Consider the following 14,853-nt stretch of genomic DNA (forward strand, 5'->3'; position numbering starts at 1 on the left):
GCGGGGCCGGGGCCGGGGCGGGGCGGGGCGGGGCGGGGCCGGGGCGGGGCCGGGGCGCGGCCGGGTGACCCGGCCGCCCGGGCATGGCACAGTGACGGGGTGACCTGGGACGAGCCGGCAGCACGCCGGGTGCTGCGACCGCCGGCCGACTACCGGTTCACCGCCTCCGTCCGGCCCCTCACCTTCAGCCCGTACGACCCGTGTGCGCGGATCGCCGCCGGCACCTTCTGGTGGGCCACCCGCACCCCGGCCGGGCCGGCCACCCTCGCCCTGCGCCCCGGGCAGGGGGAACTGGTCGCCGAGGGCCACGGGCCGGGTGCCGACTGGGTGGTCGAGCGGGCCGACGCGGTCGCCGGACTGCGCGACGACCTGACCGGCTTCGCCGAGCTGGCCGCCGCCCATCCGGTGGTGGCCGAACTGGCCGCCCGGCACCGGGGGCTGCGGATGCCCGCCACCGGCCAACTCTTCCCCCGCGTGCTGCGCGCCGTCTTCGAACAGAAGGTCACCGGCACGGAGGCGTACCGGGCGTACGCGGCGACCGTACGGCACTTCGCCGAGCCCGCGCCGGGCCCGTTCCAGCCGCTGCTGCTGCCACCCGACGCGGCCACCGTGGCCGCGACGCCGTACTGGGTGTTCCACCCGTTCGGCGTGGAGCAGCGCCGGGCCGACACGCTACGGCGGGCCGCCGTCCTCGCCGACCGGCTGGAACGCTGCGTCGACAGCGCCGAGGCGACCCGACGGCTCACCGCGATCCCCGGCATCGGCCCGTGGACCGCCGCCGAGGTGGTCCGGATCGGGTACGGCGACCCGGACGCGGTAAGCGTCGGCGACTACCACGTGCCGAACACGGTGGCCTGGGCGCTCGCCGGTGAGGCGCGCGGTGACGACGCCCGGATGCTCGACCTGCTCGCCCCGTTCCGGGGTCACCGGGGGCGGGTCTGCCTGCTGCTGGCCGTCGCCGGCATCCAGGCGCCCCGGTTCGGTCCCCGGATGCCGATCCGCTCCTTCGCCCGCTTCTGACCCCTCCCCACCAGCCACCGTCGCCCCGCCGGGCGGGGACCCGGTGCGCCGTGACGCCGATGCGGGGGCTACGGGGGCGGGCGGATGCCGTTACCGAGGCGACCCCGGGTCGCTCATGACGTCGGCTGGTGGGAGAGCCGGCGCAGGGTGTGGGCCAGCCAACGGGCGTACCCGTGCTGGACGGCGCGACCGGCGGGCCCGGCGGCGGTCATGAACCAGCGGTCCGGCCGGCTGAACGCGGTGACCTCGAAGTTGACCCTGCCCTCAGCGTCGCAGCGGACCAGGAACGCCTCCTCCCCGCGTTCCGGATGGCCGGGCAGGGTGCCGTAGCCGAAGCCGGCCTCCCGGTCGTCCTCGGCCACCCAGACCACCTCGCACGGCCCCCACACCCGCAGTGGTCCCAGCCCGAGCCCCGGGGTGACCCGCACCCCGGGCGCGGCCCGGGGCGCGTCGGTGCGCATCCGCACCCCGGCCGCCCGGTGCAGCCGCCAGCTCAGCACCGCCTCGGCGGCGACCAGGAAACTGCCGGGCGGCATCGGGGCGGTGTGCCGCAGGTGGTGGTAGCCCGCCGGCAGCGGCCCCCGTCGGGTCGCACCCACCTCGGGGTACGTCAACTCGGACACCGCGCCTCCCCAGGGTCACCCCCAGCTTATGGCCGATGTCGTCGCCCGGCGACCCGACCGGCGGTGCCGCCCACCCGGCTCAGCCGGCCTCGCAGCGTCGCCGGAGCCCGTCGGCCTCCAACCGCAGGTAACGGCGCACCAACCGGCCGCCGAGCCGGCCGGTGGGTCCGGCGAGGGGTCCGGTGAGCACCAGGGCCAGCTCCACCCGGACCCGACCGTCGGGCAGCGGCACGATCCGGTGCTCGCCCCGGCTGTGCACCCCCGGGGTGCTGGACTCCCAGACGAAGCAGCGGGGCGGGTCGATCTCGGTGACCCGCCAGGACGTCGGACGGAGCCAGGGCTGCTCCAGCCGGGCGGTGGCCCCGAGGACCAACGGTCCCGTCTCACCCCGGCGGGCGGTCCGCACCGATTCGGTCCACTCGGGCCAGCGGTCGATGTCGCTCTGCACCGCCCAGACCGTGTCGATGTCCGCGTCGATCTCGGTCGCCGTCTCGAACCGCATGCCGCCTCCGTGGCTCCACCGGCGGCACCCGCGTGCCGCCCGGTTCCCCGACGAGCCTGCCGCAGCGATCGTGACCGGGCCACCCTCCGGTCGCCCTCCCGACCGTGCGACCTCCCGACCGTGCGCCCGTCGGGACGCGGCCGGGCCGGACGCGGGGACCGGAGGCGGGGACCGGACGCAGCCTCGACCGGGTGGGACGCAGCCTCGACCGGGCGGGGCCTCGGCCGGGGCGCGGGTCAGCCGGCCTCGCGCAGGTCGGCCAGGTCCAGCGGGGTGTGCCGGTGGAGCAGCTCGGTCAGTTCGGCGACGGTGCCCGCCTCGCCGAGCACGTTCCTGCCGCCGCCGAAGCGGGCCGGATAGCGGTGCACCAGGCGGTAGCGGTGCCGGCCCCGCACCAGCTCGACGCTGACCTGCCAGCGCCCACAGCAACCACACCGCCACTCCACCCCGCGACGGTAGCTCTGAGCTGCGCAGACGAATCCGCCCCCGAGGGACGGCCGGTACCCGCGGGGACACGCCGGACCGGGACCGACGGTGATCTGCCTCACCACTGTCGGTGGCGTCTGGTTGACTGTCGCCGTGGACCTGCCGATCAACCCGCCGGTCGAGCCGATGCTGGCCAAGAGCGTGGCCCGCCTGCCCACCGATCCCGGCCTGACCTACGAGCCCAAGTGGGACGGCTTCCGCTGCATCGTGTTCCGCGACGGCGACGAGGTCGAGCTGGCCAGCCGCGGTGGCAAGTCGATGACCCGCTACTTCCCCGAGGTGGTCGCGCAGGCGCTGGCGCAGCTGCCCACCCGGTGCGCGGTCGACGGCGAGCTGATCGTGATCCGCCGCGACGGTCCGGGCGGCCAGCCCCGGCTCGACTTCGAGCAGCTCGCCCAGCGGATCCACCCGGCCGCCTCCCGGGTCGCCCTGCTCGCCGAGACGACCCCGGCCGACTTCGTCGCCTTCGACCTGCTCGCCCTCGACGACGAGCTGCTGGTCGACCAGCCCTACCCGACCCGGCGGGAGCGTCTGGTGCGGGCGCTGGCCGGGGTCCGGCCGCCGGTGCACGTCACCCAGGTCACCACCGATCCGGAGACCGCCCGGCGCTGGTTCGAGGTGTTCGAGGGTGCCGGGCTGGACGGGTTGATCGTCAAGCCGGCCGACCTGACCTACCAGCCGGGCAAGCGGCTGATGGCCAAGGTCAAACATGCCCGGACGGCCGACGTGGTGGTGGCCGGGTTCCGCTGGCACAAGTCCGGGCCGGTGGTCGGCTCGTTGCTGCTGGGCCTCTACGACGACGCCGGGGTGCTGCACCACGTCGGGGTGAGCGCCTCGTTCACCATGGCCCGCCGGCAGGAGCTGCTCGACGAGCTGGCCCCCTACCGGGAGGGCGACGGGGAGCACCCGTGGGTGCACGGCGACCACGAGCGCGGCCAGCGGATCCCCGGCGGGGTCAGCCGCTGGACGGGCGGCAAGAACCTCGACTGGGTGCCGCTGCGCCCCGGGCTGGTGATGGAGGTCGGCTACGACGCGATGGAGGGCGACCGGTTCCGGCACACCGCCCGGTTCGTCCGCTGGCGGCCCGACCGCGATCCCCGGTCCTGCCGCTACGACCAGCTCGACCGCCCGGTGCGCTTCGACGTCGACCAGGTGCTCCGGGGCGATCCGGCGGCGACCGTGCCGCCGGACGCCGGCACCCGGGCGTAGCCTGACTGCTATCCGATCATGGAGGTTCGCCGGTGACCAGCACCGCCCGCCGCAACCGCCGGTTCCGGCTCGCCCTGGCCGGGTTCGTCGCGGGCGCGTTGCTCGTCACCGGGTGCACCATGCCGGCGTTCGCCCCGCGGACGGAGGACTCGTCGGCGGCGGCACCGGGCGACACGCCCGCCTGGCGGGCCTGCCCGGAGGTCGCCGACGAGCTGGTGGGCCGGGGTGCCCCGGGCATGCGCTACGAGTGCGCCCGGATCGCGGTGCCCCGCAACTGGGGTGCCGGGACGGGAGCGACCACCGGACCGGGCAGCGGCGAGACCTTCGAGATCGCGCTGCTGCGGGCCCGGTCCTCGAAACAACGGGACCGGATCGGTTCCCTGGTGATCAACCCGGGTGGGCCGGGCGGTTCCGGCGTGGACACCGCCGTCTACCTGTCCTTCGGGCCGTCCTTCGGGGGGCTGCCCGCCGCGGTCACCGACCGGTTCGACATCGTCGGCTTCGACCCGCGCGGGGTATCCCGGTCCAGCCCGGTCAAGTGCATCTCCGACGCCGACCTGGACGCCAGCTTCGGCTACGACCCCGACCCGCGCAGCCAACAGTCGTTCGACGCCTACCAGGCGCTCAACCGGCGGATCGGCCAGGGCTGCGGCAACCGGTACGGCGACCAGCTCCCCCTCTACGGCACCGAGCAGGCCGCCCGGGACATGGACGCGGTGCGGGCCGCCGTGGGCGACGACAAGCTCACCTACCTCGGCTACTCCTACGGCACCCTGCTCGGCGCGACCTACGCCCAGCTCTACCCGCAGCGGGTCCGGGCGCTGGTGCTCGACGGTGCGGTCGACCCCCGGCAGCAGTTGGTGGCCGGTTCGGAGAGCCAGGCCCGGGGCTTCGAGCGGGCGTTCGACAACTTCGACCGGTGGTGCGCGGCGAATGCCGGCCGCTGCCCGATCGCCCCGGACGCCCGGGGTGCGGTGACCTCGGCGATCGACAAGGCGAAGGTCTCCCCGGTACGCGGTGCCGACGGGCGGGAGGCCACCTCCGGGTGGGTCTTCTACGCGGTGATCTCCTCGCTCTACACCGAGTCGGGTTGGGAGGAGTTGGCCCGCGCAATCGACCGGCTCGACGAGGGCGACCCGACCGACGTGTTCAAGCTCGCCGACTCGTACGCCGGGCGGGGCGAGGACGGGCACTACTCCAACCTCTTCGACGCCAACCTCGCGGTCAACTGCGCCGACGAGACCGAGAAGCCCAGCGTGGCGCAGATCCGCCAGTTGCAGTCGCAGTGGCGGCAGCAGTACCCGCTGTTCGGGCCGGCCCTGGCGGTGGGGATGTTCGGGTGTGTCGAGTGGCCGGGCGGGCGGGACCCGTACCCGACCGGCCGGGCCGACGGGGCGCCACCGATCGTGGTGGTGGGCACCACCGGTGACCCGGCCACGCCGTACGAGCAGACGGCCCGGCTGGCCGCGATGCTGGGGGTCGGCCGGGTGCTCACCTGGGAGGGCGAGGGGCACACCGCCTACCCGCAGACCGCCTGCATCACCGAGGCGGTGGACGCCTACCTGATCTCGCTCACCGTGCCCCGGGAGGGGTTGCGCTGCCCCGCCCGCTGACCCGGCGACGCCGCCACCGGGCGAAGGACACTCCCGCCGGGCGACGGACGCTCCCTCCGGGCGAAGGACACTCCCGCCGAGCGACGGTCGCCGACCCCACCACGTCACGGTCGCTGCTCCGACCGGGTTTCGGGGTCGCTGCCGGTGGTCAGCGGCGGTTGCGGCGTCCGCGCAGCCGCTGCCTGACCAGGGTCGCGTGGTCCGGTGGGGCCGGCGGCGGTGGCAGCTCGGGCAGCTCGATGCCCTGCCGGGCGGCCAACTCCTCCAGCAGCGCCCGCATCCGGCGCACGTCGTTCTTCAGCTCCTCCTGCTCGACGTGCTCGAAGGCGTCGTCGTCGACGATGAGCCGGCTGGCGAAGTGCGCGGTGATCAGGGGAATGACCAGCAGCACCATGGTGGAGATCAGCAGCGCGGCCAGGATGCGTCCCTGCCAGCTGGTCGGGGAGATGTCGCCGTAGCCGACGGTGGAGGCGGTGACCACCGCCCACCACACGGCGTCGGCGGCGCTGCGGTGCTCCACCTGGCCGTAGATCACCCCGGCCACCACGATCATCAACAGGTACGACGTGATCAGCGTCCGGGGCGAGTTGGCGAAGTACACCAGGCCCCGGTAGACCCACCGGAACGGCAACAACAGCTTCATGCCGCACCATGCTGCCTCCCGGACGCCACCGCCGCCCGCCGGGCGCGTCCGACGACCGACCCGCAGGCCGGGACACCCACCTGTGCCCGGCGACCGGGCGGGGTGCTGTGACAGGCTGCCGGTCATGACCGACGTGATCCTCCGCGAGGCGGTCCGGGACGACCTGCCCGCGATCCTGGCCCTGCTCGCCGACGACGTGCTCGGCCGGGCACGCGAGCACACCGGGGTGGACGAGGCGTACGAGCGGGCGTTCGCCGCCATCACCGCCGACCCACGCAACCAGCAGCTGGTGGCCGAGCGCGCCGGGGAGGTCGTCGGCTGCTTCCAGCTCACCTACATTCCGGGGCTGGGCCGGCACGGCGCGGAACGGGCGCTCGTGGAGGCGGTCCGGGTCCGCTCCGACCTGCGTGGGCACGGGGTGGGCCAGGCGATGATGACCTGGGCGATCGACGAGGCCCGACGGCGGGGCTGCGGGTTGGTGCAGCTCACCACCGACAAGTCCCGCACCGACGCGCACCGTTTCTATCAGCGCCTCGGCTTCGTCGCCAGCCACGAAGGCATGAAACTCCCCCTCTGACGGTGCGGATGTGGGTGCGGGTCACCCGGCCGGTCCGACCCACCCTCTGCCAGTCAGTCGTCGACCAGGCGGCCGTCGCGCAGGGTCAGCGCCCGGTCGGCCACCTCGATCAGGGCCGGGTCGTGGGTGGCGACCAGCGCGGTCATCCCCCGGGCGTGCACCACCGCGCGGAGCAGGTCCATGATCGCCCGGCCGGTCTCGGAGTCGAGCTGACCGGTCGGCTCGTCGGCGATCAGCAGGTCGGGTTCGTTGGCCAGGGCCCGGGCCACGGCGACCCGCTGCTGCTGCCCACCGGACAGCTCGTACGGGCGCTGACCGGCGTGGCCACCCAGACCGACCAGCTCCAGCAGCACCGCCACCCGTTCCTCACGCTCCGCCGCCGGGACCCGGGCCAGCCGCAGCGGCACCCCGACGTTCTCCGCCGCCGACAGGATCGGCACCAGCCCGAAGGTCTGGAACACGAACCCGACAGTGCCCCGGCGCAGCCGCAGCAGCTCGGCCTCGCCGGCACCGGTGACGTCGTGCCCGGCCACCCGGACCCGGCCGGTGTCCGGTCGGTCCAGCCCGCCGACCAGGTTCAGCAGGGTGGTCTTGCCGGCGCCCGAACGGCCCCGCACCGCCACCAGCTCACCCCGGGCGGCGGTGAAGGAGACCTCGCGGACGGCGTGCACGGTGTGCCGCCCCCGGCCGAACGTCCGGCTCACCCCCTCGACCCGGACCACCTCGTCGGTGACCGCGTCGGCGGCCCGGACGACCGTCGTGTCGGCCCGGACGGCGGGAACCTGCTCGTTCATGCGTCACTCCCGTTCTGGTCCGGCGTCTGGTCGCCGGGGCGGACCTGCACGTGATCGGGGGCGAGATCGAGGCGGACCCGGTCCCGCAGTGCCAGGGCCGCCACGAAGGGCGCCGGGAGCTGCATCCGGCCGGTCCGGTCCAGCACCGCGTACTCCTCGCTGACCAGTTCGGTGCTGCCGTCGGCGCCGATCCGCGCGGTCCGGCGTACCTCGGAGGCGGTCCGGCCGTCGCGGATCGCGACGGTGCGGCGGACCTGGTCGGCGACGGCGTGGTCGTGGGTGACCACCACCACGGTCACCCCCAGTTCGGCGTTGATGGTGCGCAGCGCCGCGAAGACCTCCGCGCCGGTCGCCTCGTCCAGCTCCCCGGTCGGTTCGTCGGCGAAGAGCACCTCCGGGTCGTTGGCGACCGCCACCGCCACCGCGCAGCGCTGCTGCTCGCCGCCGCTGAGCTGCCCGGGACGCCGGTCCGCGCAGTAGCCCACCCCGACCAGGTCCAGCAGCTCGTCGGCCCGTCGCCGGCGGGCCCGGCCGCCACCGCCGCGCCGGGCCAGCCGCATCGGCAGCTCCACGTTCTCCCGGGCGGTCAGGTACGGCAGCAGGTTGCGGCCGGTCTGCTGCCAGACGAACCCGACGGTGTGCCGCCGGTAGCGCAACCGGCGGCGGGCCGACAGCGCCAGCAGGTCGTAGTCGGCCACCCGGGCGATCCCCGCCGTCGGCGTGTCCAGCCCGGAGAGGATGTTGAGCAGGGTCGACTTGCCCGAGCCGGAGGCCCCGACGATCGCCACCAGCTCACCCCGGTCGATCACCAGGTCGAGCCCCTGGAGGGCGACCACCTCGACCCCTTCGGTCTTGAAGATCCGGACCAGGCCGTCGCAGACGATGTGCCCGCGCAGCCGGTCCTGCCCGCCGGCCCGTTCGGCCGCCCGCTGCGCCGCCCGGCGTTGCAGGTCCGCCAGGTCGGGTACGACGGGGTTCTGGGCGGTCGTGGTCATCTCAGCTCTCCTCTCCGAGCCGGAGCACCTCGCCGAGGCGCATCCGACGGTTGTTCAAAGCCTCCACCGCCATGGCGAAGCCCAGCGCGACCGCGCCGAGCCCGACCGTGGCGGCGACCAGACCGGGCGCGAAACCCACCCGTACCGGTGTGCCGTTGGTGAACGCGGCGAGCCCGAGCAGCGGGGTGAGCAGCACCGGCAGCAGCACCCCGACCAGCGCTCCGGTCAGCACCGCCACCCCGACCAGCGGGGCCAGCTCCACCAGCAGCAGCCCCCGCCACTGCCGGCGGGACAGCCCCAGGGTGCGCAGCCGGGACAGCACCTCACCCCGGGCGCGGGCCCCGGCGAGGACGGTGAAGGCGACGGCGAGCAGGGCCAGCACCCCACCGGCCACCGCCCCGGCGACGAACCCGAACGCCAGCAGCCCGTTCGCGCCACCGCCGCCCAGCCGCAGCCGGGTCTGCGACCAGGTCTGCACCACCACGCCCCGGGGTCGTTCCCGGCCGGTCACCGCGCCGCCGGTCTGGTAGCGCTGCTGTCCCTCGTCCCCGACCTGCCGCAGCACCCCGGCGTCGAGCCGGTCACCGGCGACCAGGAACGCGGTGGGCACGGGCGGGCTGTCCCGCGGGGGCAGCGCCTGCCAGGGCAGCACCACGTACCGGCTGGTGTTGGGTCGGGCCAGCGGGAAGTCGACGACGGTGTCGACGGGCGTGAACTCGTACCGCTGGCCCTGCACGGTGATGAAGGCGGACCGCAGCCCGGCGTCGGCCAGGTCGGCGGCGACCGCCGGGGAGACCACCGCCGGCAGCGGTCCGCCGCCCGGCCGGGCGTCGCGCAGCGGGCCGGGCACCGGGACGTCCCGGCCGGCGGCCCGTGCCGTGCGGGCCAGCCCGGGGCCGTCGACCAGCAGCACGCTGGTGTCACGCAGCCGGGCGTCGGTGCCGTCGGCGTCGGTCGCCAGGCGTTGCGCCGACTCGTCGGCCAGCGCGGTGGCGGCCCGCACCCCGGTCAGGCGTTCCAGTGCCGGGCCGGTGTCCGGGGCGAGCCGGTCGCCTCGGATCAGCGCGTCCGCCGGCACCGCCCGGGTGGCGACGTCGTCGCGGGTGGCTTCGATGCCGGTGGCGATCACCGCGCAGAAGGCGGCGGTGGCGACCGCGAGCACCACCACGACCAGCGGGGTGGCCGCCGCCGCCCGACCGGCGCGGGCCGTGCCCAGGAAGGCCACACTTCCCCGGGTACGCGCGGCGAGCCGCCCGGCCAGCCGCACCGGCCACGGGTAGAGCCGCAGCGCCAGCACCGAGGCGGCGACCGCGACCAGCGCCGGCACCGAGACCAGCAGCGGGTCCACCGTGCCGGGGGTGAGCCCGCGCCGCCGCAGCAGCACCACCGCCACCCCGGCCAGCAGCACCAGGGCGGCCTCGGTGGTGGCCCGCCGCGCGGACGGCCGTAGCCGGCCCAGGTCCCGCCGCCCGACCACCCCGGACGGTACGGCCAGCGTCGCCACCGGCAGGGCCAGGGTGACCAGGGCGGTAGCGCCGACGGCGAGCGGGCCGGTGTCGCCGGGCGCACCGGGCAGCAGGCCGCCGAGCAGCCAGCCCAATCCGGCGGCGGGCGGTACGACCAGCAGCGACTCGGCGAGGCTGCGCCGCACGCCGGTGGTGACCCCGCCGCCCCGGGCCCGGATCAGCGCGAACTCGGTGCGGCGTCGGCGCACGGTCGACGCGGCGGCCAGCACCACCAGCCCGGCGAGTGTCGCCAACACCCCGGCGGCGATGACGGCGAGCAGGGTACGGGCCGAGGTGACCGCCCGCCCGAACTCGCGCAGCGGGACGTCGACCCCCTGGGTCAGCTCCGTGCCGGTGCCGGTGCTGGCCCGCACCAGCCGCTGCACCCCGTCGACGAGTTGGTCGATGCGCCGGACGTCCATGCCGTCCGCGCCGAGCCGGTACCGCCAGGTGAACGACACCGGGTGGTCCTCGACGGCCAGCCGGTCCAGCGCGGCGACGGAGACCAGCCCGACCAGGATGAACGGTTGGCCGTCCCCCTCCGGCTCGGCCACCTCCAGCACCGAGGGCAGGGTGTCCCAGTTGCCGTCGGCGGGGTCGACGGGCCGGAACAACCCGACCACGGTCAGCGGGGTCGGCGGGTGTTCCTCGTCGGGCGGGGCGAGGGTGAGCCGGCTGCCGACCCGTAGCCCGAACCGGCCGGCGATGTCGGCGGCCAGGGCCACCTGCACCGGGGCGTCGGCGGCGGCCGTCCCGTCCGGCCAGCGTCCCTCGACCAGGGTGCCCGCCGTCTCGACCCCGGGCATGGCCCGCAGGCCGAGGTGCACCAGGTAGTTGCCCCGGGCCAGGTCGGGGCCGGTGACCCGGTCCTCGGGGGTCTGCGCGGCGTACCACCGTTGCGCCACGGCGGCCCGTACGTCGGCGGGCATCCGCTGCTGGAGCGTGTCCAACTCGACCGCCTGGCTGCTCACCGACGGGGCGTCGACGCCGGGGCGGGTGGCGTACGTCAGGTCGCGGCGGGCGGCGGGCTCGGCGGCGAGGTGTTCCCGCAGGCCCTGGTCGGCCAGCCGGTTGACCACCCGGGGCACCCCGCCGACGAGCAGGGCGATCACCAGGGTCAGCGCGGCCAGCAGCAGGAACTGCCCGCTGTGGGCGCGCACCCGACGGATCACGGCACCGATGTTCATCGCTGGTCCTCCCCCTGGTGCGACGGTCGGGTCGTCGACGCCCTCACCGGTCTCCCCCGGTGTGCAGCCGGGCGATGGCGACCCGCCGCCGCAGCCCGGCGGCCATCGCCGCGCTGCCGGCGAGCGCGGCCAGCAGCAACCCCGCCACGGTCCACCCGATCGGGGTCCAGGCCAGGGCGAACACCGGTGCGGGCACCGGACGCCCGGCGGCCGGGGTGAGCACCACCAGCGGTGCCATGGTGGCCCCGACCACCGCGCCGAGCAGCAGCCCGACACCGACGCCGATCCCGGCCAGGAAGGTCTGCTCGGCGAGCAGCGCCCGGGCCAGCAGCCGGGGCGACGCGCCGAGGGTGTGCAGGACCGAGAACTCACCGGTCCGGTGTCGGGCGGTGGCCCAGACGTCCACCACCAGACCGACGAGGGCGAGCAGCACCGAACCGAGGGCGGCGGCCAGCAACCCCGTCCGGGCACCCTGCCAGTACGGGTCGTCGGCGGCCACGGCGGCGGCCTGCCGGCGGTCCAGCAGCGTCGTCCCGGGCAGGGCGGCGGCGGCCCGGGTCGCCTCGGCGTGCGCGGCGGGGTCGACCCGTAACCACCACTCGGGCACCGTCCGGACGGTCCCGGAGTTGCGGATCAGCCAGTCGGTGGCCGCCGGCAGGTCGAGCAGCACCCCGTCACCGGCGGTGGCGGGCAGCGCGGTCACCTCCCCGACCAGGCGCACCGGCAGGGAGACCCCGGACAGGGCCAGCACCACGGTCTCCCCGGGCCGGACGTTGAGCGCGGCCCGCACGGCGGGGGTCATCAGCGCCGGTGCGGGGGTGTCCGGGCCGTCCGGCACCACCGCGAAGCGGGACGACGGCTGGTAGGCGTACCGGCCGCCGTCGAGGAACCCGACGGGGTGGGTGGCGGTCAGTCCGGCGGCGTCGGCGGTGGCGGTGCTGTTCCCGGTGGACTCGGCGGCGACGACCCGCCACCGGCCGGTGAGGGCGAGGGCGGTCGACCGGGCGTCCGGGCCGACGGTACGCAGGTCACGCACCTGGAGCGCGTATCCGGTGCCGGCCACGTCCCCGCCGTCGGCCTCGAATCCGGCCAGTCGTAGCCCGTCGACGGCCGGCAGGGTGACGCGGAACCCGACGGCCCGCCCGTCGCTGCCGGTGCGCGCCACCGGCAGCCGGTACGCCACCCCGTCGGCCCGGGTGAGCAGCACCGACACGGCGATCCGGTGCGGAACGACGGCTTGGTCGACGGGGGTCTGGACGGTGCCGGTGAGGCTGCGGGCGTCGGCCGGCAGCGGCACCCCGAGGGCCGGTCCCCGGGCGGCGGTCAGCGGTGCGAACAGCTCCCGCGCGGGCCGGTCGGCGAGTCGGTCGCTGAACTTGCCCACCTCGGCGGCGTGTGCGGTGTCCAGGCCCAGCACGGTGGCCTGCCGGTCGTCGCGGCCGACCCGGATGTCGTCGCGCCAGACCGGCAACGCCCGGTCGACCCCGGGCAGGGCGGCGAGCGTCGCGACCCGGTCGACGGGGGCGATCCCGCTCCGCTCGACCAGCCGCAGGTCCGCGCCGACGGTGTGGTCGGCCTGGTCGACCTGGGACCGTTCCCCGGTGGCGACCAGCGACCAGGCCAGGGTGCTGCCGCCGACGGCGAGGGCGAGCAGCAGCACCGGTCCGGCGTGCGGACGCCGGCCGGCCTGCCACATGCCGAGGATGGTCGCGGTCCACAGCCGCCGGTCGACGAATCGTTCGGCGAACCGGGTGGCCGGTGGGAGCAGCCGCAACGCCACCACCGCCCCGGCCAGCACCCCCAGGGTCGGCGCGGCCACCAGCAGCGGGTCGACGCCGAGGTCGTTGCCGGCCCCGGCCAGCGGCGAGGAGTAGCGGCGCAGCTGCACCCAGGCCAGCACGGCGAAGGCCACCAGGGCCAGGTCGAGCCCGGCCCGGCTGACCGTGGCGACCCGGTCGGGGCGGGACCGGGCGGCCAGGTCGGCCACGTAGGTGCCCGCGCCCCGCAGGGTGGGGGCGACCATGGCGACGAGACAACCGACGGCGGTGGCGACGGCCGCCACCCACACCCACCGGCCGCCGCCGACGGCGCCGCCCAGGTCGACCGGGCCGTCGGCGGCGACCCGGCGCAGCACCCCACCGGCGAGCAGCGGCCCGAGCAGGGCCGCCGGGACGACCACCAGGGTCGCCTCCCGGGCGGCCAGGCCGGCGAGCTGCCGGCGGGCCGCGCCCCGGGCCCGTAGCAGGGCGGTCTGCGCCCGGCGGTCCTCGTTCAGCAGGGCGGCGATCAGCACCAGCGCGTACCCGCCGAGGACCACGATCAGCAGCAGGGGGGTGGCCAGCGCGGAGCGACCGGCCAGGTCGGCCCGGCTGATCCGGTCGATCAGCCGGTCGAGGGTGGTGACCGCCTGTGCCGACGAGCCGAGCCCGGCCGCCTCGGGCACCTCCGTCGCGGCGGTGGCGACGGCCCGGCGCAGCGCCGGCAGCCGGTCCGCCCCGACGGCCGCCAGGTCGGGCGCGACCACCCAGGATGCGGAGACCGAGCCCGGGAAGGTGGCGTCGAAGTCGGCCGGGTCCAGCACGAACGGCCCGTGCGTGGCGTCGGCGTCCGGGGCGACGCCGAGCCCGGGGGCGAGCCGCCAGTACGGGTCGGCCGGGTCGCGCGGTCGCCAGGTCCCGGAGAGCACCACCTCGGTACGCCGGTCGGCGCTGCGGTCGCGCATCGGCACCCGGTCGCCGGTCCGCAGTCCCAGCGCACCGGCGACCTTCTCCGGCAGGGTGGCCTGGAGCGGGCCGGCTCCGGGGGTGGGCCAGTCGCCGTCGACGAGGTCGGCGTGGCCGACCAGGTCATCCAGGGTGGCCAGGCTGGCGAAGACCGGTTCCTTGCCGGTACGGGTGCCCGGCCCGAGGTCGCCGGTGAGTTCCCGCCCCGTGCCGTAGCGGGCGGCGGCGACCCGCACCGGGACGTTCCCGAGGGCGGTCCGGAAGCCGTCCCGCACGGCCCGGTCCCGGCTGGTGAACTCGGTCTGGTCGCGCCCGCCGGAGCCGCTGACCAGCAGGCTGCGTTCCTCGACGGGGGCGGCGGCGATCAGCGCGCATTGACCGGCGTCGACGGCCCGCCGGTTGTAGTCGGCCAGCCCGGTGACCAGTGCGATCGCGACCAGCGCGGCGGCCACCGCCGCGAGCAGCAGCCCTCGCGCCTCGCGGGCCCGCCTCCACACCAGCTTCATCCGTTGCCTCCCCGGGGCCCGGGGTCGGGCCGACGGAGAGCAAGAGTGGCGACCCGGCGGTAAAGGTTCGCACCCGTTACTTGATCGTTACTCCGGTCACCGCCCGGCCGGGCCGGGGTTGGCCGTTCGGCGTCGATCTGGTGGGATCGGCGGCATGGAAATCGCCCTCATCCTGTCGAGCACCGCCCTCGTGCTGGCGCTGCTGTTGCAGCTCCCCCGCCGGGACGGCCGGGGCGACGGCTCGTTTCGGCTGGTGGAGATCGAGCGTCGCCAGCGACTGATCATGGAGCACCTGGGCATCGTGGACCGGGGCCCGGCTCTGCCCGGGGTGCGGGAGCACCTGGCCCGGGGCGAGAAGATCAAGGCGATCAAGGCTTACCGGGAGGCGACCGGGACGGACCTGCGCACCGCCAAGGAGGCGGTCGAGGCGATCGCCGCCGGACGCTGAGCCGACCGGGTCCGGCCGGGAC

The 14,853-nt window shown here is 75.9% G+C and carries 13 protein-coding genes; 5 read left to right on the top strand and 8 right to left on the bottom strand.

The window, feature by feature from the left end; translation table 11 throughout:
- Positions 1 to 99: 99 nt before the first annotated feature.
- Positions 100 to 1,020, top strand: coding sequence for a DNA-3-methyladenine glycosylase family protein (locus JQN83_RS24410; RefSeq protein ID WP_208569578.1), 921 nt, complete (start codon positions 100 to 102; stop codon positions 1,018 to 1,020).
- Positions 1,021 to 1,133: 113 nt separating this feature from the next.
- Here the strand turns inward: JQN83_RS24410 and JQN83_RS24415 are convergent, their stop codons facing one another.
- The 3 genes from JQN83_RS24415 to JQN83_RS24425 all read right to left on the bottom strand — a co-directional run bounded on the left by JQN83_RS24415 (position 1,134) and on the right by JQN83_RS24425 (position 2,591).
- Positions 1,134 to 1,643, bottom strand: a complete 510-nt coding sequence (locus JQN83_RS24415) for a DUF1990 domain-containing protein (RefSeq protein WP_208569497.1) — start codon at positions 1,641 to 1,643, stop codon at positions 1,134 to 1,136.
- 79 nt (positions 1,644 to 1,722) lie between these two features.
- Positions 1,723 to 2,145 (bottom strand): SRPBCC family protein, encoded by a 423-nt coding sequence (locus JQN83_RS24420; protein WP_208569498.1) that lies wholly within the window; start codon positions 2,143 to 2,145, stop codon positions 1,723 to 1,725.
- 236 nt (positions 2,146 to 2,381) lie between these two features.
- Positions 2,382 to 2,591 (bottom strand): hypothetical protein, encoded by a 210-nt coding sequence (locus JQN83_RS24425; RefSeq protein WP_208569499.1) that lies wholly within the window; start codon positions 2,589 to 2,591, stop codon positions 2,382 to 2,384.
- Positions 2,592 to 2,724: 133 nt separating this feature from the next.
- Between JQN83_RS24425 and JQN83_RS24430 the strand changes: the two genes are divergently transcribed.
- Positions 2,725 to 3,840: an ATP-dependent DNA ligase gene (locus JQN83_RS24430; protein ID WP_208569500.1), complete on the top strand. Its 1,116-nt coding sequence runs from the start codon at positions 2,725 to 2,727 to the stop codon at positions 3,838 to 3,840.
- 32 nt (positions 3,841 to 3,872) lie between these two features.
- The gene (locus tag JQN83_RS24435) at positions 3,873 to 5,453 is read left to right on the top strand and encodes an alpha/beta hydrolase (protein WP_372444118.1); all 1,581 of its coding nucleotides are present in this window, start codon (positions 3,873 to 3,875) and stop codon (positions 5,451 to 5,453) included.
- A 148-nt stretch (positions 5,454 to 5,601) separates the two neighbouring features.
- On the opposite strand, the gene JQN83_RS24440 is transcribed toward JQN83_RS24435, so the two are convergent.
- Positions 5,602 to 6,096 carry a potassium channel family protein gene (locus JQN83_RS24440; RefSeq protein ID WP_208569501.1) on the bottom strand — a complete coding sequence of 165 codons (495 nt, stop codon included), beginning with the start codon at positions 6,094 to 6,096 and terminating at the stop codon, positions 5,602 to 5,604.
- A gap of 124 nt (positions 6,097 to 6,220) precedes the next feature.
- Here JQN83_RS24440 and JQN83_RS24445 point away from each other — a divergent pair, with 124 nt between their 5' ends.
- Entirely contained in the window at positions 6,221 to 6,673 is a 453-nt protein-coding gene (locus JQN83_RS24445; protein WP_208569502.1) for a GNAT family N-acetyltransferase, read from the top strand.
- Positions 6,674 to 6,726: 53 nt separating this feature from the next.
- On the opposite strand, the gene JQN83_RS24450 is transcribed toward JQN83_RS24445, so the two are convergent.
- From JQN83_RS24450 to JQN83_RS24465, 4 genes are read right to left on the bottom strand one after another with little or no spacing between them, the layout of a single operon-like run.
- A complete protein-coding gene (locus JQN83_RS24450) occupies positions 6,727 to 7,467 on the bottom strand; it encodes an ABC transporter ATP-binding protein (RefSeq protein WP_244253117.1) in 741 nt (246 codons plus the stop codon).
- Positions 7,464 to 8,462, bottom strand: a complete 999-nt coding sequence (locus JQN83_RS24455) for an ABC transporter ATP-binding protein (protein WP_208569503.1) — start codon at positions 8,460 to 8,462, stop codon at positions 7,464 to 7,466. Before JQN83_RS24455 ends, JQN83_RS24450 begins: the two co-directional genes overlap by 4 nt.
- Position 8,463: 1 nt before the next feature.
- Positions 8,464 to 11,154 (bottom strand): FtsX-like permease family protein, encoded by a 2,691-nt coding sequence (locus JQN83_RS24460; protein WP_208569504.1) that lies wholly within the window; start codon positions 11,152 to 11,154, stop codon positions 8,464 to 8,466.
- A 43-nt stretch (positions 11,155 to 11,197) separates the two neighbouring features.
- Positions 11,198 to 14,383, bottom strand: a complete 3,186-nt coding sequence (locus JQN83_RS24465; protein ID WP_208569505.1) for an FtsX-like permease family protein — start codon at positions 14,381 to 14,383, stop codon at positions 11,198 to 11,200.
- A gap of 154 nt (positions 14,384 to 14,537) precedes the next feature.
- Between JQN83_RS24465 and JQN83_RS24470 the strand changes: the two genes are divergently transcribed.
- Positions 14,538 to 14,831: a hypothetical protein gene (locus JQN83_RS24470; RefSeq protein ID WP_208569506.1), complete on the top strand. Its 294-nt coding sequence runs from the start codon at positions 14,538 to 14,540 to the stop codon at positions 14,829 to 14,831.
- Positions 14,832 to 14,853: the final 22 nt, after the last annotated feature.

The sequence above is a fragment of the Micromonospora antibiotica genome (assembly GCF_017599305.1).
Lineage (GTDB): Bacteria > Actinomycetota > Actinomycetes > Mycobacteriales > Micromonosporaceae > Micromonospora > Micromonospora antibiotica.